General features: G+C 64.9%; 19 protein-coding genes. 12 read left to right on the top strand and 7 right to left on the bottom strand.

The window, feature by feature from the left end:
* Positions 1-18: 18 nt before the first annotated feature.
* From AC1RQK_RS31360 to AC1RQK_RS31310, 11 genes are all read left to right on the top strand, one after another.
* Complete coding sequence (locus AC1RQK_RS31360) at positions 19-1,371, top strand: dicarboxylate/amino acid:cation symporter (protein WP_492374530.1); 1,353 nt, start codon at positions 19-21, stop codon at positions 1,369-1,371.
* A 13-nt stretch (positions 1,372-1,384) separates the two neighbouring features.
* Positions 1,385-2,743 carry an NAD(P)/FAD-dependent oxidoreductase gene (locus tag AC1RQK_RS31355; protein WP_492813241.1) on the top strand — a complete coding sequence of 453 codons (1,359 nt, stop codon included), beginning with the start codon at positions 1,385-1,387 and terminating at the stop codon, positions 2,741-2,743.
* A gap of 65 nt (positions 2,744-2,808) precedes the next feature.
* Entirely contained in the window at positions 2,809-4,500 is a 1,692-nt protein-coding gene (gene phaC, locus AC1RQK_RS31350) for a class I poly(R)-hydroxyalkanoic acid synthase (RefSeq protein WP_492374528.1), read from the top strand.
* A 70-nt stretch (positions 4,501-4,570) separates the two neighbouring features.
* Entirely contained in the window at positions 4,571-5,746 is a 1,176-nt protein-coding gene (locus AC1RQK_RS31345) for an acetyl-CoA C-acetyltransferase (protein WP_492813239.1), read from the top strand.
* Between the two features lie 54 nt (positions 5,747-5,800).
* Entirely contained in the window at positions 5,801-6,547 is a 747-nt protein-coding gene (gene phbB, locus AC1RQK_RS31340) for an acetoacetyl-CoA reductase (RefSeq protein ID WP_043354246.1), read from the top strand.
* Between the two features lie 66 nt (positions 6,548-6,613).
* Positions 6,614-7,273 carry a DUF6781 family protein gene (locus tag AC1RQK_RS31335; protein WP_492813236.1) on the top strand — a complete coding sequence of 220 codons (660 nt, stop codon included), beginning with the start codon at positions 6,614-6,616 and terminating at the stop codon, positions 7,271-7,273.
* Between the two features lie 85 nt (positions 7,274-7,358).
* Positions 7,359-8,762, top strand: a complete 1,404-nt coding sequence (locus AC1RQK_RS31330; RefSeq protein ID WP_492813234.1) for a cytochrome ubiquinol oxidase subunit I — start codon at positions 7,359-7,361, stop codon at positions 8,760-8,762.
* Positions 8,763-8,767: 5 nt separating this feature from the next.
* Positions 8,768-9,763 (top strand): cytochrome d ubiquinol oxidase subunit II, encoded by a 996-nt coding sequence (locus AC1RQK_RS31325; protein WP_492813314.1) that lies wholly within the window; start codon positions 8,768-8,770, stop codon positions 9,761-9,763.
* Positions 9,764-9,959: 196 nt separating this feature from the next.
* The gene (locus AC1RQK_RS31320) at positions 9,960-11,735 is read left to right on the top strand and encodes a sensor histidine kinase (RefSeq protein ID WP_492813232.1); all 1,776 of its coding nucleotides are present in this window, start codon (positions 9,960-9,962) and stop codon (positions 11,733-11,735) included.
* A complete protein-coding gene (locus AC1RQK_RS31315; RefSeq protein ID WP_416051921.1) occupies positions 11,728-13,086 on the top strand; it encodes a sigma-54-dependent transcriptional regulator in 1,359 nt (452 codons plus the stop codon). Before AC1RQK_RS31320 ends, AC1RQK_RS31315 begins: the two co-directional genes overlap by 8 nt.
* A 120-nt stretch (positions 13,087-13,206) precedes the next feature.
* Positions 13,207-14,448 carry a polyhydroxyalkanoate depolymerase gene (locus AC1RQK_RS31310; protein ID WP_492813230.1) on the top strand — a complete coding sequence of 414 codons (1,242 nt, stop codon included), beginning with the start codon at positions 13,207-13,209 and terminating at the stop codon, positions 14,446-14,448.
* 90 nt (positions 14,449-14,538) lie between these two features.
* Here the strand turns inward: AC1RQK_RS31310 and AC1RQK_RS31305 are convergent, their stop codons facing one another.
* The 6 genes from AC1RQK_RS31305 to AC1RQK_RS31280 all read right to left on the bottom strand — a co-directional run bounded on the left by AC1RQK_RS31305 (position 14,539) and on the right by AC1RQK_RS31280 (position 23,823).
* Positions 14,539-15,423 carry an amino acid ABC transporter substrate-binding protein gene (locus AC1RQK_RS31305; protein WP_492813312.1) on the bottom strand — a complete coding sequence of 295 codons (885 nt, stop codon included), beginning with the start codon at positions 15,421-15,423 and terminating at the stop codon, positions 14,539-14,541.
* A gap of 152 nt (positions 15,424-15,575) precedes the next feature.
* Positions 15,576-16,889 (bottom strand): dicarboxylate/amino acid:cation symporter, encoded by a 1,314-nt coding sequence (locus tag AC1RQK_RS31300; RefSeq protein WP_492813228.1) that lies wholly within the window; start codon positions 16,887-16,889, stop codon positions 15,576-15,578.
* A gap of 196 nt (positions 16,890-17,085) precedes the next feature.
* Entirely contained in the window at positions 17,086-18,150 is a 1,065-nt protein-coding gene (locus AC1RQK_RS31295) for a C45 family autoproteolytic acyltransferase/hydrolase (RefSeq protein WP_492374520.1), read from the bottom strand.
* Between the two features lie 33 nt (positions 18,151-18,183).
* The gene (locus AC1RQK_RS31290; protein WP_492813310.1) at positions 18,184-19,701 is read right to left on the bottom strand and encodes a biotin carboxylase; all 1,518 of its coding nucleotides are present in this window, start codon (positions 19,699-19,701) and stop codon (positions 18,184-18,186) included.
* A gap of 77 nt (positions 19,702-19,778) precedes the next feature.
* Positions 19,779-22,586, bottom strand: a complete 2,808-nt coding sequence (locus tag AC1RQK_RS31285) for an aminotransferase class I/II-fold pyridoxal phosphate-dependent enzyme (protein ID WP_492813226.1) — start codon at positions 22,584-22,586, stop codon at positions 19,779-19,781.
* Between the two features lie 340 nt (positions 22,587-22,926).
* Complete coding sequence (locus AC1RQK_RS31280; RefSeq protein WP_492813224.1) at positions 22,927-23,823, bottom strand: carbon-nitrogen hydrolase family protein; 897 nt, start codon at positions 23,821-23,823, stop codon at positions 22,927-22,929.
* A 260-nt stretch (positions 23,824-24,083) separates the two neighbouring features.
* On the opposite strand from AC1RQK_RS31280, the gene pdxR reads away from it, so the two are divergent.
* On the top strand, positions 24,084-25,586 hold the full coding sequence (pdxR, locus tag AC1RQK_RS31275; protein WP_492813222.1) for a MocR-like pyridoxine biosynthesis transcription factor PdxR: 1,503 nt from the start codon (positions 24,084-24,086) through the stop codon (positions 25,584-25,586).
* Between the two features lie 382 nt (positions 25,587-25,968).
* Here pdxR and AC1RQK_RS31270 read toward each other — a convergent pair whose 3' ends face one another.
* Positions 25,969-26,772 carry an ABC transporter permease gene (locus AC1RQK_RS31270; RefSeq protein ID WP_492374516.1) on the bottom strand — a complete coding sequence of 268 codons (804 nt, stop codon included), beginning with the start codon at positions 26,770-26,772 and terminating at the stop codon, positions 25,969-25,971.
* Between the last annotated feature and the right edge of the window lies 1 nt (position 26,773).

Here is a 26,773-nt window from a genome sequence, read left to right as displayed (position 1 = left end):
CCCAAAGAGGAGACACCCATGGACAATGACAATCACCCCAAGCCGTTGTACCGATCCCTGTACTTCCAGGTCATCACCGCGATCGTCATCGGTGTGATCCTCGGCCACTTCTACCCGCAGGCCGGCGAGGCGATGAAGCCGTTGGGCGATGGCTTCATCAAGCTGATCAAGATGATCATCGCGCCGATCATCTTCTGCACGGTCGTGGTCGGCATCGCCGGCATGGAGGACATGAAGAAGGTCGGCAAGACCGGCGGGCTGGCGCTGCTGTACTTCGAGGTGGTGAGCGCCATTGCGCTGGTGGTGGGTCTCGTGATCATCAACATCGTCAAGCCCGGGGCGGGCATGAATGTCGACGTGAGCACGCTCGATACCAAGAGCATCGCCGCCTATACCGAGCCCGGCAAGATGCAGGGCACGGTGGATTTCCTGCTGCATGTGATCCCCAATACCGTGGTGGACGCCTTCGCCAAGGGTGAGATCCTGCAGGTGCTGCTGTTTGCCGTGATGTTTGGTTTCGCGCTGCACAAGTTCGGCGGGCGCGGCACGCTGGTGTTCGACTTCATCGAGAAATTCTCGCATGTGCTGTTCACCATCGTCGGCTACATCATGAAGGTGGCCCCCATCGGTGCGTTCGGGGCCATGGCGTTCACCATCGGGAAATATGGCGTGGGCTCGCTGCTGCAGCTTGGCCAGCTGATGGCAACGTTCTACGCGACCTGCCTGTTCTTCATCTTTGTCGTGCTTGGCGGCATCGCGCGCGCGCATGGGTTCTCGATCTGGAAGTTCATCAAGTACATCAAGGAGGAACTGCTGATCGTGCTGGGCACGTCGTCGTCCGAATCGGTGCTGCCGCGGATGATGGCCAAGCTGGAGAACCTGGGTGCGCGCAAGTCCGTCGTGGGGCTGGTGATTCCCACCGGCTACTCGTTCAACCTGGATGGCACGTCCATCTACCTGACCATGGCGGCTGTGTTTATCGCCCAGGCCACCAATACCGACATGAGCCTGATGCAGCAGCTGACGTTGCTGGCCGTGCTGCTGCTCACCTCCAAGGGCGCGGCCGGGGTCACCGGCAGCGGCTTCATCGTGCTGGCGGCCACGCTGTCGGCGGTGGGCCATGTGCCGGTGGCGGGCCTGGCCCTGATCCTGGGCATCGACCGCTTCATGTCGGAGGCGCGCGCGCTGACCAACCTGATCGGCAACGGCGTGGCCACGGTGGTGGTAGCGAAATGGACCGGCGACCTGGACGTGGCGCGCATGCACCGCCGGCTGGACAACGAATCGGACGCCGAGGCCGACGAGCCGGAGGCCGTGCTCGATCCGATGGTGGCGCGCATGCCGGCCTCCGGCACCACGCTGACCCGGTGACCGGCAGGCCGCGATGAAACCTTCCACCTATCGTCCCGACGCCAGCGTCAAGGCACCGCACCGCATCGTCATCGTCGGCGGCGGCGCTGGCGGGCTTGAGCTGGCCACCCGGCTGGGCAACACCCTTGGCCGGCGCCGGCAAGCCGAAGTCACCCTGATCGAGAAAACCCGCACCCACGTGTGGAAGCCCAAGCTGCACGAGATCGCCGCCGGCAGCATGGACATGAGCGCCCATGAAGTGGGCTATCTCGCGCAATCGCACTGGCACCACTTCCGCTACCGCGTCGGCGAGATGGTGGGACTGGACCGGGAGCGCCAGGAGGTGCTGGTGGCGCCCTATGTGGATGACGAAGGCACGCAGATCACGCCGCCGCGCACCTTTGGCTATGACACGCTGATTATCGCGGTGGGCAGCCAGAGCAACGACTTCGGCACCCCTGGCGTCTACGAGCACGCCATGCGGCTGGAGTCCGCGGCGGACGCGCTGCGCTTTCACTCGCGCATGGTCAATGCCTGCATCCGCGCGCATGCGCAGACCGCGCCCCTGCTGGCCCAGCAGCTGCACGTTGCCATCATCGGCGCCGGCGCCACCGGGGTGGAACTGGCGGCCGAGCTGCACCGCACCACCCGCGAGGTGGTGGCCTTCGGCCTGGACCGGGTCGACGCCGACAAGGACATCCGCGTCACGCTGATCGAAGCCGCGCCGCGCGTGCTGCCGGCGCTGCCGCCGCGCCTCTCAAGCGCCACGCAGGGCCTGCTGCGCAAGCTGGGCGTGGAAGTACTTACCGACGCCAAGGTGGCCGAGGTGCTGCCCGGCGGCGTGCTGCTGGGCGATGGCCGCCTGCTGCCGGCGGAACTGGTGGTATGGGCGGCGGGCGTGAAAGCACCCGACTTTCTCAAGGACCTGGCGGGCCTTGAAACCAACCGCATCAACCAGCTTGTGGTGCATCCCACGCTGCAGGCCAGCCGCGACGAGAACATCTTCGCGATCGGCGATTGCGCGGCGTGCGCGTGGCCCGAGGCCAATCAGGGCAAGGGCGGGTTCGTGCCGCCGCGCGCCCAGGCCGCGCACCAGCAGGCCTCGCACATGGTCAGGCAGGTCCGCGCCCGCATGGCGGGCAAGCCGCTGGCCGACTACCGCTACCGCGACTTCGGCTCGCTGGTGTCGCTGGGCGAGTTCAGCACCGTGGGCAACATGATGGGCGGCCTGATCGGCGGCAGCCTGATGATGGAGGGACTGTTCGCCCGGATGATGTACCTGTCGCTCTACAAGATGCACGAACTGGCCTTGCACGGCTTTGCCAAGGTGGCGCTGGACACGCTGGCGCGCTCCATCGTCCGGCGCACCGAGCCACATGTGAAGCTGCACTGAACCCGGTGCCGCTGTCCTGCAAACACACACGCACACGCACAAGCAACCGCACAAATCCGGACCCCATGACCACGCCCACGCCCGACCCCTCCCGCTGGATTGCCGAGCTCTTCAGCGCGCAACAGACCATGCTGCGCGCGTTCGGCGCCGCTCCCGGCCAGGCACCGCAGGATGCCGACGGCACGCCCGCGCCGGTCTCCATGCTGGCGGCAGCGCGCGCGCTCGCCGCCTGGCCGGAACAGGCCCTCAGGCAAATGAGCGCGCTCTGGCCGGCGAGCGAGCCTGCCGGCACCGCGGACCGGCGCTTTGCCGCACAGGCCTGGCGCGATGACCCGCGCTTCGCGCTGGCGGTGCGCCACTACCAGAGCTACGCCACGCTGCTGCAAGGCGCGATCGAGCAAGCGCCGGCCGATGCGCAGACCAAAGGCCAGTGGCAGTTTGCGCTGCGCCAGGTGCTGGATGCGCTCAGCCCGGCCAACTGCCTGGCCACCAACCCCGAGGCGCTGCAACTAGCCGTGGACTCCGGCGGCGCCAGCCTGGTGGAAGGCATGCGCCTGTTCCTGCAGGACCTGGCCAAGGGGCGCGTGTCCATGACCGATGAGCAGCGCTTCGAGGTTGGCCGCAACGTGGCCACCACGCCGGGCGCCGTGGTGCATGAGAACGAGCTGATGCAGCTCATCCAGTACGCACCGGGCGCGGGCAAGGTCCATCAGCGCCCCCTGCTGATCGTGCCACCCTGCATCAACAAGTTCTACATCCTCGACCTGCAGCCCGAGAACTCCTTCGTCGCCCATGCGGTGGCGCAAGGACATACGGTCTTCCTGGTGTCCTGGCGCAACGTGGCGCAGGCGCAGGCGCACCTGACCTGGGACGACTATCTCGAGCAAGGCGTGCTGCGCGCCATCGACGTGGCGCAGGACATCACGGGCGCCGACCGCGTCAACACGCTGGGCTTCTGCGTGGGCGGCACGCTGCTGGCCTGCGCGCTGGCCGTGGCCGCCGCGCGCGCCGAGGACAAGGTTGCCAGCGTCACGCTGCTCACCACGATGCTGGATTTCCACGACACGGGCGAGATCGGGCTACTGGTCAACGAAGCCATGGTCGCCATGCACGAGGCCGCGATCGGCCGCGGCGGGCTGCTGCGCGGCCGCGAGCTGGCCCATGTGTTCGCGGCGCTGCGCGCCAACGACCTGATCTGGCCCTATGCCGTCAACAGCTACCTGAAGGGGAGCGCGCCGCCCGCGTTCGACCTGCTGTCCTGGAACTGCGACGACACCAACCTGCCCGGGCCGATGTATTGCTGGTACCTGCGCAACGCCTACCTGGAGAACCGTATGCGGGTGCCCGGCGGCACGGTGCAGTGCGGCGAGCCGGTGGACTTTGCCCAGGTCCAGGTGCCAGCCTTTCTCTATGCCTCGCATGACGACCATATCGTGCCGTGGGGCAGCGCCTATGCCACCACGCGCCTGCTGGGCGGGCCCACGACCTTTGTGCTGGGCGCCAGCGGCCATATCGCCGGCGTGATCAACCCGCCGGCCAAAGGCAAGCGCCATCACTGGACCGGGCCGCTCCAGAGCGATCCGCAACGCTGGCTCGACGGCGCCGAGCGCGCCGAAGGCAGCTGGTGGCCGGCCTGGACCCGCTGGCTGGCGCAGCACGCCGGCGCGCGCACCGCTGCGCGCCGGTCGCCCGGCCACGCCGCTTACCCCGTGATCGAGCCCGCACCCGGGCGTTACGTCAAGGCGAAGGCCAGCTAGCTACCAACCAGCCAGCCGCCCCGTCAATTCGCTATCCACCCTACCCCCAAGATTCACCCAGGAGAGTCACATGGAAGATGTTGTCATCGTCGCCGCAGCCAGAACCGCCGTGGGCAAGTTCGGCGGATCGCTCGCCAAGGTGCCGGCCCCTGAGCTGGGCGCCACGGTCATCAAGGCCTTGCTCGAACGCAGCGGCCTGAAACCCGAGATGGTCGACGAAGTGCTGCTGGGCCAGGTGCTGACCGCTGGCAGCGGGCAGAACCCCGCGCGCCAGGCCGCCATCAAGGCCGGCTTGCCCAACACCGTGCCCGCCATGACCATCGGCAAGGTCTGCGGCTCCGGCCTGAAGGCCGTGCACCTGGCGGCCCAGGCCATCAAGTGCGGCGACGCCGATATCGTCATCGCCGGCGGCCAGGAGAACATGAGCGCGTCACCGCACGTGCTGGCAGGCTCGCGGGACGGCCAGCGCATGGGCGACTGGAAGCTGACCGACACCATGATCGTCGACGGCCTGTGGGACGCCTTCAACCAGTACCACATGGGCACCACCGCCGAGAACGTGGCCAAGGCCTACAACATCTCGCGCGAACAGCAGGACGCGTTCGCGGCCGCGTCGCAACAGAAGGCCGAGCTGGCACAGAAAGCCGGCCGTTTCAAGGACGAGATCGTGCCGGTCTCGATCGTCTCGAAGAAGGGCACGGTGGTGTTCGATACCGACGAGTTCATCAAGCACGGCACCACGGCCGATGCCCTGGCGGGCCTGCGGCCGGCGTTCGACAAGGCCGGCTCCGTCACCGCAGGCAATGCCTCTGGCCTGAACGACGGCGCGGCGGCGGTACTGATGATGTCGGCCAGCAAGGCGCGCGAGCTGGGGCTGACGCCGCTGGCCCGCATCGCCTCCTATGCCAGCGCCGGGCTTGACCCCACGATCATGGGCATGGGCCCGGTCCCGGCCTCGCAGCGTTGCCTGCACAAGGCGGGCTGGAGCATCAACGACCTGGACCTGATGGAGATCAACGAGGCCTTCGCCGCCCAGGCGTGCGCGGTCAACCAGGAAATGGACTGGGACGCCAGCAAGATCAACGTCAATGGCGGCGCCATTGCCATCGGCCATCCCATCGGCGCGTCCGGCTGCCGCATCCTGGTCACCCTGCTCCATGAAATGGCGCGGCGCGATGCCAGGCGCGGCCTGGCGTCGCTGTGCATCGGCGGCGGCATGGGCGTGGCGCTGGCCGTCGAGCGCTAATCGAGCGCCAATCTATCGCTAAGACAACATACATTCCACAAGGAGAAAACAACCATGAGCAAGCAACGCGTAGTACTGGTCACGGGCGGCATGGGCGGCCTGGGCGAAACCATTTCCACCAAGATGGCCGATGCCGGCTACCGGGTGGCGGTCACCTATTCGCCCGGCAACACCACCCATGGCGAATGGGTTCAGCAGATGAAGGCACGCGGCTACGACATCCTCGCCGTGCCCTGCGATGTGGCGGACATCGATTCGTGCGCCAAGGCAGTGGCGGCAGTGACGGAAGTCGCCGGCCCGGTCGATGTGCTGGTCAACAACGCCGGCATCACGCGCGACATGACGTTCAAGAAGATGGACAAGGTGAACTGGGACATGGTGCTGCGCACCAACCTGGACAGCCTGTTCAACATGACCAAGCAGGTCGCGGACGGCATGGTCGAGCGCGGCTGGGGCCGCGTGATCAACGTGTCGTCGGTCAACGGCTCCAAGGGCGCGTTCGGCCAGACCAACTATTCGGCCGCCAAGGCCGGCGTGCACGGCTTTACCAAGGCACTGGCCCTGGAGGTCGCCAGGAAAGGCGTGACGGTCAACACTATCTCGCCCGGCTACATCGGGACCAAGATGGTCACTGCCATTCCCGAGGAGATCCTGAATACCAAGATTCTCCCGCAGATCCCGGTAGGCCGCCTGGGCAAGCCGGAGGAAGTGGCGGGCCTGATCATCTACCTGGCCTCGGAAGAAGCCGCCTTCCTGACCGGCGCCAACATCGCCATCAACGGCGGCCAGCACATGCAGTGACGCGGGCGCAGCGATGACGGCCATCTGGCAAGACAACAGCAAGGCAAGGCAGCAACCGGAGACCATATGAAATCCATGGGCATCGATCACGACGCGCTGATCAAGCAGTTCGCGCAATCGTCGCAAAAGCAAGGCGAATCCCTGCAACAGGCGGTCCAGCAAGCGACCCTCAAGGCGTTGCAAGGCCGGGAGCTGACCCTGAAGAGCATCAAGGACACGCTGAAGATGGTCACCCAGGCGGCCTCCGCCGGGGTGACCGGCAGCGGGCTCGCCGGGCCGGGGCTGGAGCCGATGTTGTCCCAGGTCGCGCAGGGCATGGACGCCGCGCTGGTGCAGGCGGTGGAAGCCAATCGCCGGGCGTTGCAGCAGATCGTCGACCAGGGCGCGCAATTGCGCGAGACCCACCTCAAGAAGGCCGTGGCCGACATCGAGAAGATGGAGGACGCGCTGTTGGGCACGGTGGCCAAATCCATCGGTGAGTTGCCACAGTCAGTTCAGGGGCCGTGGTCGTCGGTGCTGGAGGGCATGAAGCTCAAAGGCACGGCGACCGGCGCCAGCGCCACGGCAGTGGTCGAGCAACTGACCACCCAGGCGCGCGAGCTCGCGCGCGAGGGACGGGCCTTTGCGCAAAGCAGCACCGAAGCCTGGCTCGAGCACTACGCCACGCTGGTCAGCGGCGTGCTGATCGGCATGTCGAACGGCCTGAACGGCGAAGGCAAGCGCTGACCTCGCGGTAGCCACGCCGCCATGCAGCAACCGGGACGCCGCACGCGCGGCGTCCCATCCACAACCCACGGAGGAGCCCGGACAGATGGATCCCATCCTGCTGGCGCGCATGCAGTTTGCTGCCAACATCACCTTCCATATCTTGTTCCCGACCATCAGCATCGCCCTGGGATGGTTGCTGCTGTTCTTCCGCTGGCGCTATCTGAAGGCGGACACGCCACCGCTGCGCCATGCCTGGCTGAATGCTTACCGGTTCTGGACCAAGGTGTTCGCGCTGACGTTCGCGCTTGGCGTGGTCAGCGGCATCACCATGAGCTTCCAGTTCGGCACCAACTGGCCTGGCTTCATGGAAACGGTCGGCAATATTGCCGGGCCCCTGCTCGCCTATGAAGTACTGACCGCGTTCTTTCTCGAAGCCGGCTTTCTTGGCGTGATGCTGTTCGGCCACGGCAAGGTGGGCGAGCGGATACACCTGATGTCGACCTTCTTCGTCGCCTTCGGCACCACGCTCAGCGCCTTCTGGATCCTGGCGCTGAACTCCTGGATGCAGACGCCACAGGGCTACGAGATCATCCATGGCGAGTTCCATGTGCACAGCTGGCTCGCCATCATCTTCAACCCCTCCTTCCCCTACCGCTTCTGCCACATGCTGCTGGCCTCGGCGCTGACCTGCGCCTTCCTGCTCGCGGGGCTGAGCGCGTGGCAGTTGCTCAAGGGCACCGGACAGCTGTCCGCGCCCAAGGTGCTGCGGGTCGGGCTGACCCTCGCCGCTGTCGCGATCCCCCTGCAGATCGCGGTCGGCGACATGCACGGGCTCAACACGCTTGAGCACCAGCCCCAGAAGATCGCGGCCATGGAGGGCGTGTGGGAGACAGAGCGCGGCGCGCCCTTGCTGCTTTTCGCCATTCCCGATGCCCGCGCCCGCACCAACCGCGCGGCGATCGGCATCCCGCATCTCGCCAGCCTGATCCTGACGCACCGCGCTGACGGCGAGATCCGCGGGCTGAACACGTTCGGCGACGCGCATCCGCCCGTCCTCCCGCTGTTCTTCGCGTTTCGCGTGATGGTGGGCATGGGGGTGCTGATGCTGGCGGCCAGCTGGCTGGGCTGGTGGTGGTACCGCCGCGCCGGCTGGCAGCCGCAGCGGCTGCCGCGCGCGCTGCTGTGGGGATTCGCAGGCATGACCTTCTCCGGCTGGATTGCCACGGTGGCCGGCTGGTACGTCACCGAGATCGGACGCCAGCCTTTTATCGTCTACGGCCTGGTACGCACCGCCGACGTTGCCTCCAACGTGCCGGCGCCCCATATCGCCCTGACACTGACGCTGTTTGCGACGGTGTACCTCGCGCTGATCGTCGCCTATGCCAGCGTGCTCAAGTACCTGGCGGAGAAACCGGAAGCCCCGCTCGGGGCCGATCACGCCGGACAACCCACGCCGGCGTCCGGCACGATCGCCGCGCGCCCCTTGCCTGCCGGGAGCCAACCATGACCTGGATGCGTTTTGACGATGCCCTGCCCGTGATCTTCATGGCGCTGATGGGCGTGGCCATGCTGGTCTACGTGATCAGCGATGGCTATGACCTGGGCGTCGGCATGCTGATGCACCGGGCGGCCCCGGCCGAGAAAGACGTCATGGTGGCGTCGATCGGTCCGTTCTGGGATGCCAACGAAACCTGGCTGGTGCTCGGCATCGGCATCCTCCTCGTGGCTTTCCCTAAGGCGCACGGATTCATATTGACCGAGCTCTACCTGCCTGTCACGCTGATGCTGGTGGGGCTGATCCTGCGCGGCGTGGCGTTCGACTTCCGGGTGAAGGTAAAGAGCGCGCACAAGCCGATGTGGGACCGCCTCTTCTTCGCCGGCTCGACGATCGCGTCGGTCTCGCAAGGCTGGATGCTGGGACGTTACATCAGTGGCTTCGGTACCGGTTGGAACTATCCCCTGTTCGCTGCGGCCATCGCCGTGGCGTTGCCGATGGCCTACGTGCTGCTCGGCGCGTGCTGGCTCGTCATGAAAACCGAGGGCGAACTCCAGCAGCGCGCGGTGCACTGGGCCAGGATCGCGTGGGCGCCGATGGTCTGCGGGCTGGCATTGATCTCGATTGCCACACCTTGGATCAGCCCGGCGGTGCGCGAGCGCTGGTTCGTGCTGCCGCAGATTGTCGCCCTCGTCTCCATCCCGCTGGTGACCGGCGTCGCGCTCGTGGCCGTGCGCATGCTGCTGAACACCCGCGTGGTGCGTGGGCCGGTGAGCTGGCTGCCCTTCGTGCTGCTGATCGGGGTCTTTGTGCTCAGCTTCCTCGGGCTGGCCTATAGCATCTTTCCGTTTGTCGTGATCCACCGCCTGACGATCTGGCAGGCCGCCAGCAGCCCGGAGGCCTTGAAGGTGATCCTGGTGGGCGTGTGCATCTCGGTGCCGGCCATTGCCGGCTACACGGTGTTTTCGTACCGGGTATTCCGTGGCAAGACCGGCGAACTCCGCTATGCCTAGCTGGCCTTGGAACATGCTGCGGCGCGACACAACGCAAGGCCCCGCCGACGGCTGCGCGGGCTTCGCGCAACCGTGCTCCGGGAGTACACTGCATTCACCTGACCTGTGCCTGGACGAGCACAGGTCTCGCTTCTATCACTGGTATCCGGACGACAAGTCCTGCATCCTTGAGGACCGCGGAGAAAGGGCTCGCGACATGAATCTCGGCCGTATGCGCATGGGGATCTGGTGCGGTATGGCATTGGTAGCGATCGCGCTGGCCACGTGGCTAGCCTATGTCATGGCGTTGCGCGCCGGACTCGATCAGCTGCGGGTTGCCGCCCAGCATCGCCTCGATGTCGTGTCCGCGCGGCTTGACGGCGAGCTGTCCCGGTTCGACTACCTGCCATCGTTGCTCGAATCCACCACGGATGTCTTCGCGTTGCTCAGCCGGCCCGATGACGTGGCGCTCAAGCAGCAGGTCAGCCGTTACCTGCACGGCATCACCGCAACCGCCGGCGCGGACAACCTGTACGTCACCCAGCGCTCCGGCCTGACCCTGGCGGCGGCCGACTGGGACCAGCCGGGCACCCCGGTGGGCGCGGATCTCTCGTTCCGGCCGTATATGCGCGATGCACTCGAGCACGGCCGGGGCCGCTTCTACGGCGTAGGGTTTACCTCCGGCCGGCCCGGCTATTACCTCGCCTACGCGCTGCAGCAAGGCGGCGCGCAGCGCGGCGTGGCCACGGTCAAGGTCAACCTCGACGCGGTGGAACGCAACTGGGTCCAGATCCCGGGCAAGGTGATGGTGGTCGATGCCCGCGATGTGGTCATCCTCGCGTCGCTTGCGCCGTGGCGGCTGCGTCCGCTGGCGCCGCTGACGCAAGCGATGCTGGCCGAGGCCGGCCTGGCGCGCACCTACGGCAAGTCCGACCTGATGCCCCTGGACTGGCAGGAACGCGCCAGGCTGGATGCGCACACCACGCGCGTGCGCCTGGATGGCGTGGATTACCTGGCCTCGGAGCGCACGGTCAACCATGGCCTCTGGCGCATCATGCTGCTGGATGACGAACTGCCGGCGCGCAACCTGGCCCGCAACGCCGCCATCGGCGCTCTCCTGGCCTGCATGGTGATACTGCTGCTGGCGCTGGTGATTGCGCTACGCCTGCGCGCCGCGCAACAACAAGCCGCCGCGCAACGCGCGCTGCGCGCCGCGCACGATGGCCTGGAGGCCAAGGTGCTGGAGCGCACGGCCGAGCTGCGCGCGCTGCAAAGCGACCTGGTCCACGCCGGCAAGCTGGCCGCGCTCGGGCAGATGTCCGCCGGCGTGGTGCATGAACTCAACCAGCCGCTGGCGGCCATGCGCACGCTGTCGGACAATGCCGAGGTGCTGCTGGAAAAAGGCAGGCTCAAGGATGTGGCGGGCAACCTCCAGCGCATCGCCAAGCTGATCGATCGCCTCGGCCGGCTGACGCAGCAGCTCAAGGTCTTTGCCTTCAAGTCCCAGGATGCGGTGCAGCCGGTCCTGGTACGCCAGGCGGTGCAGGACGCACTGCTCCTTGTCAGCACCCGGATGCGGGAGCGCGATATCACGGTCAACGTGGCGATCGACCCCGACGACATCAGCGTCCTGGCCGATGAGATCCGCGTCGAGCAGGTGCTGGTCAACCTGCTGGGCAATGCCGCCGATGCCTTGTCGGGCGCGCCGGTGCGGGATCTGGAGATCCATGCGGCCCGGCAGGACCAACTCTGCATCATCACCATCCGCGACACCGGCCCCGGCATCCATCCCGACGTGCTGCCGCGCCTGTTCGACCCATTCATTACCACCAAGCCGGCGGGCAAGGGCCTGGGCCTTGGCCTGATGATCTCGGCGCACATCGTGCGCGAATTCGGCGGGCGCCTGTACGCCCGCAACCTTGCGCCTGCCGGTGCCGAGTTCGTGGTCGAGCTGCCGCTGGCGCCGTCGCATGAGAGACAAACCAATGACTGACACCCATCCCATCCGCGTGGTTTTTGTCGAGGACGAGGAGGATGTGCTGGTCGGCAGCTCGCAGGCCCTCGAGCTGGCGGGCTTCGCCGTTAACGGCTTTGCCTCGGTGGAGCAGGCGCGCAGCAGCATCGGCATCGGCGAGCCGGTGGTGGTGGTCTGCGATGTGAAGCTGCCGGGCATGAACGGCGTGGCCTGGCTCAACGAGATCCGGCACATCGACCCCGACCTGCCCGTGATCCTGATGACTGGCCACGGCGACATCTCCATGGCGGTGCAAGCCATGCGCGAGGGCGCGTACGACTTTATCGAGAAACCGTGCTCCTCCGAGCGGCTGGTCTCCGTGGTCAGGCGCGCCGCCGACCGGCGCAAGCTCAGCCTGGAAGTGCTGGGCCTGCGCGAGCAGCTGGAAAGCTGGCACGGGATCCAGGCCTGCCTGATCGGACGCTCCGCGCAGATGGAGCGGGTGCGCCGCGCCGTGCGCGCGCTGGCCGATGCGCCCGCGGACGTGGTGATCTATGGCGAGACCGGCACGGGCAAGGACCTGGTGGCGCGCTGCCTGCATGACCATAGCGCGCGCCGCACCGGCAACTTCGTGCCGCTGAACTGCGGCGGCCTGCCCGAAGCCCTGGCCGAGAGCGAACTGTTCGGGCATGAGGTGGGTTCCTTCACGGGCGCCACGCGGCGGCGTTGCGGCAAGTTCGAGCATGCGCAGGGGGGCACCCTGTTTCTCGACGAGATCGAGAGCATGCCGATGTCGGTGCAGGTCAAGTTCCTGCGCGCGCTGCAGGAGCGCTCCATCGAACGGGTGGGGTCGAACGAGCCCATCGCGGTGGATTGCCGGGTCATTGCCGCCAGCAAGGAGGACCTGAAACTCCTCAGCGAGCAAAAGAAGTTCCGTGCCGACCTGTACTACCGCATCGGCGTGGCCTTTATCGACCTGCCACCACTGCGCGAGCGGCGCGAAGATATCCCGCTGCTGTTCGAGCATCTCATCCTGCAGGCCGCTACCCGCTTCAACCGGCCGGCGCCGGTGCTCGGGAACGCGCAGTTCGAGCTGCTGCTGTCCCATTCATGGCCTGGCAACGTGCGGGAGCTGCGCAATGTGGCCGACCGTTTCGTGCTCGGGCTGCTGTCCGATGATTTCGAGCTGCACGGCGGCCATGCCGAGCACGGCAACAGCCTGCCCGACCAGCTCGAACAGTTTGAACGGGTGGTTGTCATGGAGGAACTCAAGCGGAACAACTGCGACGTGGCGGCTACCGCCAGGGCACTTTCCATCCCCAAGCAAACGCTGTACTCCAAGCTGCGCCGTCTGCAAATCGCCTATGACAAGGTGCAGGCCGAGGAGTGACCCAGGCGTAATCCAACTGAGCCAACTGAGCCAACTGGCCCAACTGATCCACCCGATCCACCATCGCCCCCCGGTAGCCCGGGGGACGCCCCCTATTTTCAAGACTGACAGGTATTCCCCATGCTTTACCAATTCCACGAACTCAAGAGCGCCTTGCTGTTGCCGCTCACCGCACTGGCGCAAGCCACGTCGCGCGCCTTTACCAATCCGCTCAGCCCGCTGTCCATGATGCCGGGCGCCAACCGGATGGCCGCCGGCTACGAACTGCTCTACCGCCTCGGCAAGGATTACAAGAAGCCGCCCTTCGATATCAAGTCGGTGCAATGCCACGGGCGGGACGTTCCCATCGTCGAGCAGACCATCGTGGAGAAGCCCTTCTGCAAGCTGCTGCGCTTCAAGCGCTATGCCGACGATCCGCAGGTCATCCAGTGGCTGAAGGACGAGCCGGTGGTGCTGGTGTGCGCCCCGCTGTCAGGCCATCATGCAACCCTGCTGCGCGATACGGTGCGAACCCTGCTGCAGCATCACAAGGTCTACGTGACCGACTGGATCGATGCCCGCATGGTGCCGGCGGAGGACGGCCCGTTCCACCTGACCGACTACGTACACTACATTCAGGACTTCATCCGCCACATCGGCGCGGAAAACCTCCATGTCATCTCCGTGTGCCAGCCGGCCGTGCCTGTGCTTGCCGCCATCTCGCTGCTGGCTTCCGCCGGTGAGGCCACGCCGCGGACCATGACCATGATGGGCGGCCCGATCGATGCGCGCCGCAGCCCCACTGCCGTGAACGCGCTGGCCACCGACAAGTCCTTCGCGTGGTTCGAGAACAACGTGATTCATGCCGTGCCGGCCAACTACCCGGGACACGGCCGCAAGGTCTACCCGGGCTTCCTGCAGCACGCCGGCTTTGTGGCCACCAACCCGGATCGCCACCTCTCCTCGCACTACGACTACTACCAGAACCTGGTCGATGGCGACCTGGACGACGCCGAGGCTCACGTGCACTTCTATGACGAGTACAACGCCGTGCTCGACATGGCCGCCGAGTATTACCTGGATACGATCCGCGATGTGTTCCAGGAATTCCGGCTGGCCAGCGGCACCTGGGAGATCGACGGCAAGCCGGTACGGCCGCAGGACATCACCGGCGCGGCGCTGCTGACCATCGAGGGCGAACTGGACGACATCACGGGAGCGGGCCAGACCGCGGCGGCGCACGATCTTTGCGCGGGCATTCCCGGCGCGCGCAAGCAGCATGTGACAGCGCAGGGCTGCGGGCACTACGGCATTTTCTCCGGCCGGCGCTGGCGCGAGGCGATCTATCCGCAGCTGCGCGCGTTCATCGCCAGCTATCGCTGAGCAGTCCGGCTCGCCATTCCAAGGGCCGAGGAGCGCGCCCTTGAGCGGCGCTCCCCGGCGATGGCATGAAACCCTGGATGCGCGAGCGGCTTAATCCGACTGGTCCGGGATGGCCCGTATCAGCTCATCGAGCTGCGCGCTCATGGGCAACCCGAGCCGCTCGCCGGTGGGCAGCTTGTTCATGAACCATTGCTTGTACGTGCGATCCAGTTCCCCGGACACGGCCATCTCGCGCACCGCCTTGTCCACCACGGCGGCGAACTGCAGATCGCCCTTGCGGAACATGATCCCGTAGGGATCGTAGGAGAGGAAATCACCGACGATCTGGAACCTGCCGCCGGCGCTGCTGCTGCGCAAAAAACCATACAACAGCACATCATCCCCCGCATAGGCGTCCGCGCCACCGTGCTGCAAAACCTGGAACGCATCGGCATGGTCCCGCGCCTTGATAACGTTCAGCTGCAGGCCGAAGCGAGCCGAGAGCCGCTCAAGCGCCTCCACGTTCGTGGTGCCGCCGGTCGCGACCACGGTCTTCCCCTTCAGGTCCTTGAACGACTTGATCGGCGATCCCTTCGGCACCATCAGCTTGGTCCCGGCCACGAAGATCACCGGTGAGAACGACACGCGCTTCAGGCGCTCGACGTTCCTGGTGGTCGAGCCGCATTCCAGATCGACCCTGCCGGACGTGACCGCATCGAATCGATTGTCCGAGGTGACCGGCACCCACTGAATGCCGACCTCGCGGCCCACCTCCGCCGCCACCGCATCCACAATCGCGCGGCAGATATCGATGGAATAGCCGACCGGCTTGCCAAGCCGGTCCAGGTACGAGAATGGCAAGGACGACTCGCGATAGCCGATGGTCAGGGTGCCGATTTCCTTCGCCTTCTTCAGCGTGCCGGCCAGTTCCCCCGCCTGTTGCGCCAACGCCGCGCCGGCGGACAATGCCGCGCACAGCGCAACGGCCGCCCACATCACGATTTGCCGGCCGCCGCGGCTGCCGCGCCCGCCACCCACGCGTGCTCCATTTGAACGCATTTGATTTGCACTCCTGCAGTGATCGTTCGCACAATGCCCGGCACACCATGCGGGAGGCCGCCTGCGAGGCACCCTCCCGCGCTGGCCGCTCAGGCCTGGACCGCGCCCGGCTTTCCGAGCGGGGCGCGCGCATCCGATACCGTGCTGTCGCCCTCGCCGTCCGGATCCAACTCGCTCGCCAGCTGACCCTCCCACTTCGCCACCACGGCAGCGGCAATCGAGTTGCCTACCGCATTGGTCGCCGAGCGGCCCATGTCCAGGAACTGGTCGACCCCCATGATCAGCAGCAAGCCAGCTTCCGGAATGCCGAACTGGTTCAGCGTGGCGGCAATCACCACCAGCGATGCGCGCGGCACCCCGGCCATGCCTTTTGACGTCAGCATGAGCAGCAGCAGCATGGTGATCTGGGTACCGATCGGCAGGTGAATGTCGTAGGCCTGCGCAATGAACAGCACGGCGAACGTGCAATACATCATGGTGCCGTCGAGGTTGAAGGAGTAGCCCATCGGCAGCACAAAGCTGGAGATCTTGCGGCTGACGCCGAACCGGTCCAGCGCGGTGAGCATCTTCGGGTAGGCGGCCTCCGAGCTGGCCGTGGAAAAGGACAGCAGGAAGGGCTCGCGAATCAGCCGGATCAGCGTGAACACCCGCTTGCCCAGGAAGAAGAACCCGGCCGCCACCAGCAGGCCCCACAGCACCAGCAGGCCAAGATAGAAGCTGCCCATGAACTTCGCGAAGGTGATGAGAATGCCCAGCCCTTGCGTGGTCACGGTGGAAGCAATGGCCGCGAACACCGCCAGCGGCGCCATCCACATCACGGCGCCGGTGATCTTGAGCATGGTCTGCGCCAGGTCGTCGATGACGCCCGCCAGCCGCTTGCCCGTCTCCCCCAGGGTCGACAGCGCGGTGCCGAAGAAGATCGAGAACACCACGATCTGCAGGATTTCATTGGTGGCCATGGCCTCCGCCACGGACCTCGGCACCAGGTGCGTAATGAAATCCTTCAGCGTGAAGGCGTTGGTCTTCAGGTTGGTGGCCGCCCCCACGTCCGGCAACGGCAGGCCGATGTTGTGGCCGGGCTGCAGCAGGGTGGCCAGGATCAGGCCCAGCGTGAGCGAGAGAAACGAAGCCACGATAAACCAGCCGAGCGCCTTCACGCCGACGCGGCCAACGGTGCTCGCATCGCCCATGTGCGCGATGCCAACCACCAGGGTGGAGAACACCAGCGGTGCGATGATCATCTTGATCAGGCGCAGGAAGACATCGGTGAAGATCGATATATAGCCGGCGATCTCCTTGGCGGTACCGGGATCCGGGAAGGCCTTGTTACAGCTATAGCCGACGATAACGCCGAGGATCATCGCGATGACGATGTAGGTGGTGATTGGGCGCTTTTTTTTCATGACTGCTCCTTGGATTCTTGCGAGCCTGCTTTTCCGAAGCCGCCACCCTCGGATATGTTCTGGCGAATTGGGTCGCCGCGGTCCGGACCGGGCCGCGTCCTGCTTGCGTTTGCGCGTATTCGATGGTTAGCCTGCGGCCAAAGGCAGCCCGGATTCGCCATGCATGCCTTCCCCCATGACTATGAGACTAGGAAACTCACTGAAAACTGCCAACATCGTCGAGCATCCACCGGCGCGCCGGCACCACCGCATGCGGCAGCGCGGTGCTCTCCACGTCGAACTCGATCATCCGGGCGCCGGGCAGGAAATGGCTGCAGGACTGCCGCCAGACGGCATCTGGCCAGACCATTTCGACGGAACCGTCATAGGGGTGATAGACGGCGCTGTACAACGTGCCGTGGCCACGTCCGTAGGCAGTTTGAAACAGCGGCGGGCGCAGCAGCGCGCGCAGGACAGCCTTGGCATCCTCGGCCTGCCGCACCGCAACAGCCAGCGTCTGCTCCCTGGCCTCGGCCAGGGTCGCATTGGCGTGCGCCGTCCACTCGACGCCATGCTGCAGGTTGCTCACCGCCTGCTTGCGCACCACCTCCAGCGGCCGGTCCGGCGTGACAAACACCGTTGCCCACTGTGCGCGGCGGTCAAGCAGGCTCACCGTGTAGCTCATATGCACCGGGATGCGCGCGAGCATTTCCACGGCCTGGTCGACGTTCTCCGCGAACTCCAGCACGTAGCGCAAGACCAGTGGAATGCCGAATCCATTACCCACCGCCTTGCGGCCCCCGAACGACAGCGACGCGGCCAGGCCGCTCTCGTTGATGCCGTCGAGCGCGCCCCACAGGCAGTCGTTGACCGCCACCACCCGCTGGCCATGCCATCTGGACGCCAGCCACACGCCCTCGAGCAAAGCCGGGGCGAAATCGTAGTTGCGCAACAGCGCGGGCGTGGCGCCTGCAGCCTGCTGCCCGTCCACCGGCAGCCACACCGCCTGCGAGCAGCCGGCAATGTAGGGCGGCGGCCCCCACATCGAGAGGAAGCGCGCTTCCAGGTCGCCGCCGCCGGACAGCTCGACCAGCCGCTCCCAGGTCGGGACCAGCTCCGGCATGTGGTGGCGCAAGGCCTTGCGGCACATCAGGAAGCCCGGCCGCGCGCGATCGCCGTCGCGCAGATACCATTGCCGGTACCCGGGCCAGAACTGCCGGAAGATGTTCTGCCATCGCTGGCCGGGCAAGTCCTCACTGATCGCTTCGAATGTACAACGCATGAATTCCTGGCCTCTCGTGGTTGGACCTTCGGCCTACAGGATCTTGAACGCGCCCGGCTGCGGCGCCAGCTCGGCCTGTGCGGCAACCAGGGGCTTGGCCACGTAATACTGCTTGATGCCCCGGATCCATTGGTGCGCGCGCTCGTTGAGCTTGAACTCGTCGTTCATCGAACGACCCCGCGTGATCAGGATGCCCAGATCCGCGCCTTCGTAGCGATAGTCGCCGGGCCCGGTGATACGCAGGAAGAAGGCTTCTTGCTCGCTCTCGATCTCGCGACGGTTGGAATCGAAGCGGTGGTAGGACACGGAGCCGTCGGATGCCATGCGATAGATGCCCGAGGGCGGCGCATGGGTCACGATATCCACGTTGTCCTCGGTGTACTTGATGACCAGCTGGGACCAGCCGTCGATGAACGACTTCTCGGCCCAGCGCTCATTGAGCTCGCGCACATTGAGGTCGAATGGCACACCCGAGAATTCCAGCAGGTGGAACAGGAACAACGGCGCGTCCGCATAGGCGAAGGCCGCATGATTGGTCATCGGGCTGGCGCCGCAGATGCGGGGATTCAGCTCGCCGAGATACACCTCGCCGCTATCGACGTCGATCAGGAAGTCCAGGTCAAAGTAGCCGCGATAGCCCTCCTCCAGCAACTGGTTGCCGAAACGGAAGGCCATGTCGCGCGCCTTCATCCTGACGTCTTCCGAGAACGCCCCGGGGAAGATCTCGTTGCCGCACCAGCCGCCCTTGTAGGGGGTCAGTTCACGCGCGCCCACCACCTCGGTCAGCAGCGGCCCGACCAGCGTGCCTGACTGCGTGGCGCAGGCCTCCAGGGTCGCGCCGCGGCAGTTGATGCGCTTCATGATCTTGACTTCGGGGTCGTTGACGATCTCATCCTTGTGCTTGTTGAAATCGTCAACGCTTGCGATAAAGAAGGTGGTGTGGCCGGAGTCGCCGAACGCGCTCTGCACCACCAGGTCATTGCCCAGACCGTGGTGCTCCGCGATCTGCATCAGATGCTCGTAGCTGTCCACCTTCTCCAGTGCGTTGGGCACCGAGTGCACGCCAGCTTTGTTGCCGATGCGCACAGTCTCCATCTTGTTATCGCAGCGGCTGCGCAGCGCGGCCGACGGGAACCACACGTCAAGCCCCAGCTCGTCGGCCAGCTCTTCGGTTTTCTCATCGAACATCAGGAAGGTCGCGGCAGGCCGTCCCCCCCGCTGCTCGATCATTTCCACCACGTCCTTATGCTGCAGCAGGTAGTTGTTGATGTCCTCGATCGAGGTGAACTCCTCGTGCGGCAGCGCCTGCGGCACGAAGACATTGGGATGGCGGCCGTCGAAGCAATCGATGTAGTTGATGTACTTGAAACGGTTGACCCACTGATCGATGCCCAGGAGATTGAAGTTAGTGGCGCTGATGAAGTAGATGGGCTTCTCGTTCCTGTGGAACATCACGCGCAGATCTGAGACATTACGGACTTTTTGCATCGCGGCTTTCTCCTGATGAACTCGGGGCCGGCTGGACGCGGGTTTCCCGCGGTTCCTGGACATCCAGGTCCGGCATTCTTTTTTTGTCGACATGGGCTCTGTTGCGAGAAGCCGGGCGCCTGTCCCAGCCTCCCGCCTCGCTACTTTTTTGCCGCGGGGCGTTCCGCCAGGGCCGCCGCCGCCACTTCATCGACCGTTGCCGTCGAGACTTCCACAACGGCCGAGACCGACGCCTTCGCCGCGGCCGCCACCGCCGCAGCTGCCTCGCCGGCGGCCTGGAGCGCCAGTTGCTGGAGCGCCCCGTCGCTGAACACACGGAAGCCCAACTCCGGGCGGTAACCGTGGATCTCCCGCACATCCAGCGCCTGCATGAACTCCAGAATCTCGGAGCTGATCACCTGCCCCGGCACCAGGATGGGGAAGCCCGGGGGGTAGGGAATCACGAACAAGGCCGATACCACTTCACGGCCCTTGGAGATGGCCTTGGCCACCTCGGCCATGTTCAGGTACTCGCAGTTCTCCTCGTCATAGGACATGAAGAAGGCTTTGCGGATATCGCCGTCCGGCGTCTCGATCTGCCCGCTGTTGCACACGCTGCGGAACGCAAAATGGAAGTGCGAAAAGTCCGGCAGCGGCGGCAGTTCCCTGGTCAGCGACGAAACGCGCTTCTCGTGCAGGCGGCGCTCGATCACGCTCATGTCCGCCGTGCGCTCCTCCAGCTCCCTGGCAATCTTGATCAGCACCTCGATCAGGTAAGCCACCGACGACCGCGTGGTACCGATATTGGTCATGAACAAGACGGTGTTGCGCGACGTTTTGTTGATCTGGATGCCGTACTTGTCCATCAGGTACTTGTTCTTGAACGTGTCACCGTCAATGCCGGAGGTGCCGATCGACAGGGTCAGCCGGGTCGGGTCCAGCGCGAATTCATCGACGCGCCACGCGGCTTCCATATTGGCCCAGCCGGATTCCGGGCTGTAGTACGCCTCGATGCCGGATGGCCGGTACGCGGTCGGCACCACGCGGGAGACGTTGAGGAACTGGAAGTACTTCTTGAGCAACGGGTGCGTGTGGATCCACTCACGCAGTGTCATGGCCAGTTCCATCTGGCGCTGCACCAGCTCGTAGCCCTCCAGCTCCACCTGGCGGCGGCCGACATCGAGCGAGGCCAGGATCTGGTAGTTCGGCGAGGTGGAGGTGTGCGTCATGTACGCCTCGTGGAACGCCTCTTCCGCCTTGTCCTTGAAGTCCTGGTCCCACACGTGAATCATGGAGCCCTGGCGCAGCGAGGTCAGGGTTTTGTGGGTGGACTGGGTCGCGTAGACCCGTACCCGCGCGCGGTCCGGATCCGGCATCAAGCGGGTGGCGACAAGCTTCTCCTCATCGTCCCAGTCCGCCCCGCCGAACGATGCGGTGAATGCATCGTAGCGCCGGCGATAATCCTCGCTATCGAGCTCGCGGCGCAGGCGCGACGCCGAATCCATGCCGGTGCGCTGGCGGTAGGTGGGATGAAAGCGGGCAAAGGCAAACCAGGCCTCGTCCCACAGGAAGATCAGGTCGGGCTTGATGGCCAGGCACTCCTCCATGACGCGCTTCACGTCGTAGACCACGCCATCGAACGTGCAGTTGGTCAGCAGCACCATCTTGACCTTGTGCAGCGTGCCCGCCCGCTTGAACCGCAGCAGCGTGCGCTTCATCTGGGCGATAGGGACCGCCCCGTACATCGAGAAATCGTCCAGTGGATAGGAGTCGAGATACGCCACCTTGGCGCCCGCCAGCACCATGCCGTAGTGGTGGGACTTGTGGCAGTTGCGGTCTACCATCACGATGTCGCCCGGCTTGACCAGCGCCTGCACCACGATCTTGTTGGCCGTCGAAGTGCCATTGGTCGCGAAGAAGGTGCGGCGCGCGCCAAATGCGCGCGCGGCATACTCCTGCGCGACCTTGATGGGGCCGATGGGGTCCAGCAGCGAGTCGAGCCCGCCGGACGTGGCGGAGGTCTCGGCCATGAACAGATTCAGGCCGTAGAACTGCGCCATGTCCTGAATCCAGTGGGAGTTCATGATCGACTTGCCCCGCGCCAGCGGCAAGGCGTGGAACACCCCGGTCGGCTGCTTCGAGTACTCCTTCAACGCCGTGAAAAACGGCGTCTTGTAACGCTCCGACACGCCTTTCATGATCGACATGTACAGCTCGGTGTGGTCCTCCTCCCGGAAAAAGATCCGGTTGAAGACCTCGCCCAGCCGCGACGCGATCTCTTCGGCCTTCACGTCCGTGACCAGGTACAGGTCCAGTTCCGGCCGCAGCTCCGCAATCTTCTGCCCCAGCAAGGGGCCGCGCTCGGATTCCGGCTGCTCCTCGATGCCCTCGTCCAGGCCTTCCAGGAACTTGCGCAGCAGGTCCAGCTCATACTCGGACTTGAACGGAAAGCCATGCCGGATCACGCAAGCCTGCAGGTTGAAGTTGAAGAGCGTGGCGATCAGCGCATCCTCGAAGCTTGGCACCACCACCACGTCCCACACGAAGGGATCATCCACGCGCTGCTTGCGCTGAACGCGCCGGCGCAAGGCCTCTTCATCCTCGCGCGTCATGTCGTCGACGATCAGGACCTCAAAGTACGGTCGTGCTATTTGCGCCTGCATCTCCTCTTCCGTCTCGATCTCGGACGGCTCCTCCGACTCCGCATCCAGCGACAGCTTCTTATGGCGATAGGTATCGCTGGCCAGCATGCGGTTGATACGGTGCACGGCAATGTTCAGCCGGCCCAGGTCGCCAGCCTCGAACCACGCGGTCAGCTCCTCGAACAATCGGTGCCCCGGGAATGCCCAGAACCGCTCGATCGGTTCAAGCATGGCCAGCGTCTCTTTTACCCGGGCGTGGCGTTCGATGAATTCCTTGCACTCCCGCGCGAGATTGACCAGGCGGCCCAGGTCGTCAGTCAGATTCATCCAGCCATCCGCGCGCATTTCCCAAACGCTGCGGTAACGGTTTAGGGAAATGTTTTGCCCGGTCTTTGCTTTTCGTGCCGTGCTGCGTGCCATGTTATTCCTCTGCTAACTAGATAATCTCAATGCGCGGATCTGCAACTGCGAATCCGTTTAATAGAACGACCGTTTTATTTCCGGCCCGATATTCACCGGCTCCTGTTTATCAAGCGGGTCGATAGCAACCTTGAAAGCAAGCGCTATCCATTGGGCCAGCCATCACGCTTTCCCTTGGATATTTGAATTCTTTTTTTTCGCCGCACCGGAATAACGTGGCGGCCTGCCGAGGCTTTTCCCCCGGCGGCTACTCGCCCGCCGGCCCGGTCACTTCCGGCTTTGCGTCTTCCAGGACACCCGGCTTCACCAGCTTGCCAAGCGTGTGGAGATAGGCATCCGCGCCGCTGTTGCGCTGGTAGACCGGGAACTCCACCTCCCGGTCGCGGAAGCTCTTGAGCGGCTGGCCAAGCCCGCGCAAGCCGCGCTCGCGCTCGCGCCGGACCTTTTCGAAATCGATCTCCACGGGGATGATCTCCGCGGTGCCCGGGCCGGCTTCATGCAGCACATAGCCAGCGGGATCCACCACGATGGAGCGGCCCACGCCACCGTCACCGACACCGTTGATATCGAAAAAATAGACCTGGTTGGTTGCCGCCGATGCCCGCACGATCGACAATTCGATGTCGCGGTCAATGGTGTCCGTCATGGTCGGGTGCAGGATCACTTCAGCGCCCATCGCAACCAGTGTCCGGGTCGTCTCCGGGAACCACATGTCATAGCAGATCGAGATGCCGAAGCGCCCCGCGCCCGGCACATCGAACACCACGAACTCGCTGCCCGCGGCGATGCCTTGCTCATAGGGCCGGAAGGGAAACAGCTTGCGGAAACGGGCAACCACGTTCCCGGCGGGGTCGATCACCGGCGCGGTGTTGTAGATCGCGCCGCCGCGACGCTCGAACAAGGATCCGGGGATCAGCCACAAGCCGTACTTGGCAGCCATCTCGCACAGGCGGGCCTCGGCTGCGCCCGGCATTTCCTCGGCCTTGGCCGGGCTCGGGCCAAACGCCGCCAGCTCGGAGAACATCACCATGTCGACCCACGGAAAGCGGTGCCTGACATGGGCCAGGTAGCGATTCATCTGCGTGATGTTCTCGTCGAATGCCGACACCGGCATCTGGATACCTGCTACTGCAAAACGCTTCATTTAATGCCTCGATAAATACAACATACTGGTACATCAGCACGCACCGATATGGGGATATTCGCCATTGCCCCATCGCATTTATGTGGTGAATTAAGTGCCCGCTCAATATCTGGTCTTTCACACTTTTTTGGGCCAAGCCGGCGGTCTGTTACTTAGTTGAAATGGTTATGTGGTAATGCCGCGACATGATGGGATCTACTCTACAAGCCCGTTGGCTCCACTGTATAGTGCCGGTACAAATTTTCAGATGGAGCCAAGAATTGAGAGAGACTCCGCTGACCGATTGGCTTCTCGCGCGCAGTCATTGGAGCCAGCCCGAACGATCCGGTGCTCCGCTGAACAGGCAGTTGTTCGACGACATCCGCGAGGCCATCCTCGCCGGCCAGCTATCCCCGGGCACACGGTTGCCACCCACCCGCGAACTTGCCCGTGAACTGAGCATTGCCCGCAACACGGTCCTCTATGCCTACGAGCGGCTCACCGACGAGGGCTACACGCACACGCACGGCGGCAGCGGCACCTACGTTGGCGACACCGCCCCCGACCCCGCCCTGCTCGCCCACATCGTCGCCCCCGGCCGGGCCGGCGAGCCCGCGCTCCCCGGCGATCAATCCAGGCTCTCGCTGCGCGCGCGCGAACTGCTGGCCAGCGTTGGCGCATCGGACCTGCAAGTGGGTGCGTTCGTGCCCGGCATTCCGGATGTCAGCCAGTTCCCGCGCGGCGTGTGGCAGCGCCTGATCACCAAGGTCTGGAAGACCGCCAGCCAGGAACAACTGGGCTATGGCAGCCGGCATGGCCATCCGCCGCTCAAGCGCGCGCTGACGGAGTACCTGTCGCTCGCCCGCGGCGTGGATTGTTCGCCGGAGCAGATCATCGTGACGCAGGGCAGCCACCAGGCCATCGATCTCTGCGCCCGCCTGCTCGCGGACCCGGGCGAACTGGTCTGGGTCGAGGACCCATGCTATTGGGGCGCGCGCAGTGTCTTTCGCTCGGCGGGCCTGCAGATGGAGGGAATTGCGGTGGACGAGCACGGGATCCGGCCGCCGGTTGCACCAGAGAGCGCGCCAAGGCTGATCTTTGTCACCCCCTCTCACCAATACCCGAGCGGCGTGGTGATGAGCCTTGCGCGGCGCCGCCTGCTCACAGAGCTGGCGCATCGCCACAACGCATGGATCATCGAAGACGACTACGACAGCGAGTTCCGCTATCAGGGCGCACCCTTGCCGTCGCTGCAGGGGCTGGACCCGCACCGCAACACCATCTATGTCGGCAGCTTCTCGAAGGTGCTCTATCCCGGCTTGCGGCTCGCCTTCCTGATCGTGCCACCGGAACTGGTCGACGCCTTCTCGGTAGCGCAATCCGAGTTGCATCGCGGCGGACAGCTATCGGTGCAAGCCGCGCTGGCGGAGTTTATTTCCGATGGCCATTACGCAGCGCACGTACGGCGCATGCGCAAGATCTACGGCGAACGCCAGGTGTTGCTGATTGACGAATTGCAGCGCCAGCTCGGCGACGAGGTGGCGATCGTGGGCACCGATACCGGGCTGCATCTGAGCGTCATACTCCGGCATGCCAATGACCAGTTGGTATCGCGTTTCGCGCTGGCGCACGGGATCGTGGCGCGACCGTTGTCGTCGTATTTTGCTGATTCGCTGCAGGCGCAGAATGGGTTGGTGCTCGGCTATGGTGGGGTTGCGGATGCGGAGATTGCACCTGCGGTTGGTAAGCTGGCGCGGGCTATTGAGTTGGTGAAGGGGTCTTGATGGCGGCCGGACGCGGCCATGCCACGCCGCACAAAATTGGGCGGCGCGTCTGCTACTGGCGCAGGGGAACGTTTTGGGGCGGTCCTTTGGGGCTTCTAGGTGCTGGCGTGTCGGGACCGCGCGGCCCGGTAGTTTCGTCGTCAGGCCCCGGGCTCTAACGAACTCATGCCGCTGCCGGCATCAATCACCACGATCCCGCGAGTGATACTGGTTTCGGGGTGAGGCCCCCGGTAGCGGCATTCTTGCCCACTCGCCAATCTGCCACTACCAGTTCGGTGTGCCGAAATACATCATGTCGTGATGGTTTCGTGGTGAGCCGGGATGCCAGGCACGTGGTTGCGGAGGCAACCCCCGAAGCGAAAACGGACAGGCGCGTTACCGACTAGCTGCCGGTCGAGGCATAGTGGCGCAGCCCGACACGCCACGCGCCGAAGGCCGCCAGGAGAAAAACGAAACCCGCCAACGGCGACACCAGCCCTGTCCAGGCAGGCGCACCGAGTGGATCGGCCTTGCCCAATATGGCCAGCGCGGGGTAATAGGCGACACAGGCCAGTGGCACGGCAAAGGTCAGCACGTACCGGAACCATTGCGCATACAAAGCCAGCGGATACTGCGTCGCCTGTACGCCGCCGTACGTCAGGACGTTGGCGATTTCGAGGCTCTCGATGGTCCAGAAGGACAGCGTGCCCTGCAGTACCAGGATGCCCAGAAACAGCGCCACGCCGCCTGCGACCGCAAACAGGGCGATGGCGATGGATCCCGGTGTCCACGCGATGCCCACCTGCACCGTTGCGAAAGCCAATACCATCAGCCCTTGCAACAAGCGCCCCAGACGGCTGATGCGGACGTCGTGCCCCATCAATTGCAGAGCCAGGGGACGAGGCCGCAATAGCAACCGGTCGAATTCGCCGGTGCGCAACAACGCCGTGCCCAGCACGTCGAAGCCGCGCCCCAGGGCATCGGCGATGGCGAACATGCAGTTCACCAGCCCGTAGAACAGCGCCACCTCGCCGATTCTCCAACCCTGCACGTCGCCGAAGCGGTGGAACAGCGCCCAGACCGCGACCACCTCGACTCCGGTGACGAGGAACTGCCCCACCGTAAGCAACAGCGCCGAGGCCGGATAGCGTGCCTGGCCGCTCAGCGAAGCCATCACGAGGCGGGCGAACAATGCCAGGGAGCCCATT

The sequence above is a fragment of the Cupriavidus sp. GW822-FHT02D05 genome (assembly GCF_058802485.1).
Note: the sequence above shows the minus strand (reverse complement) of the source record. Positions and strands in the feature narration are given on the sequence as shown.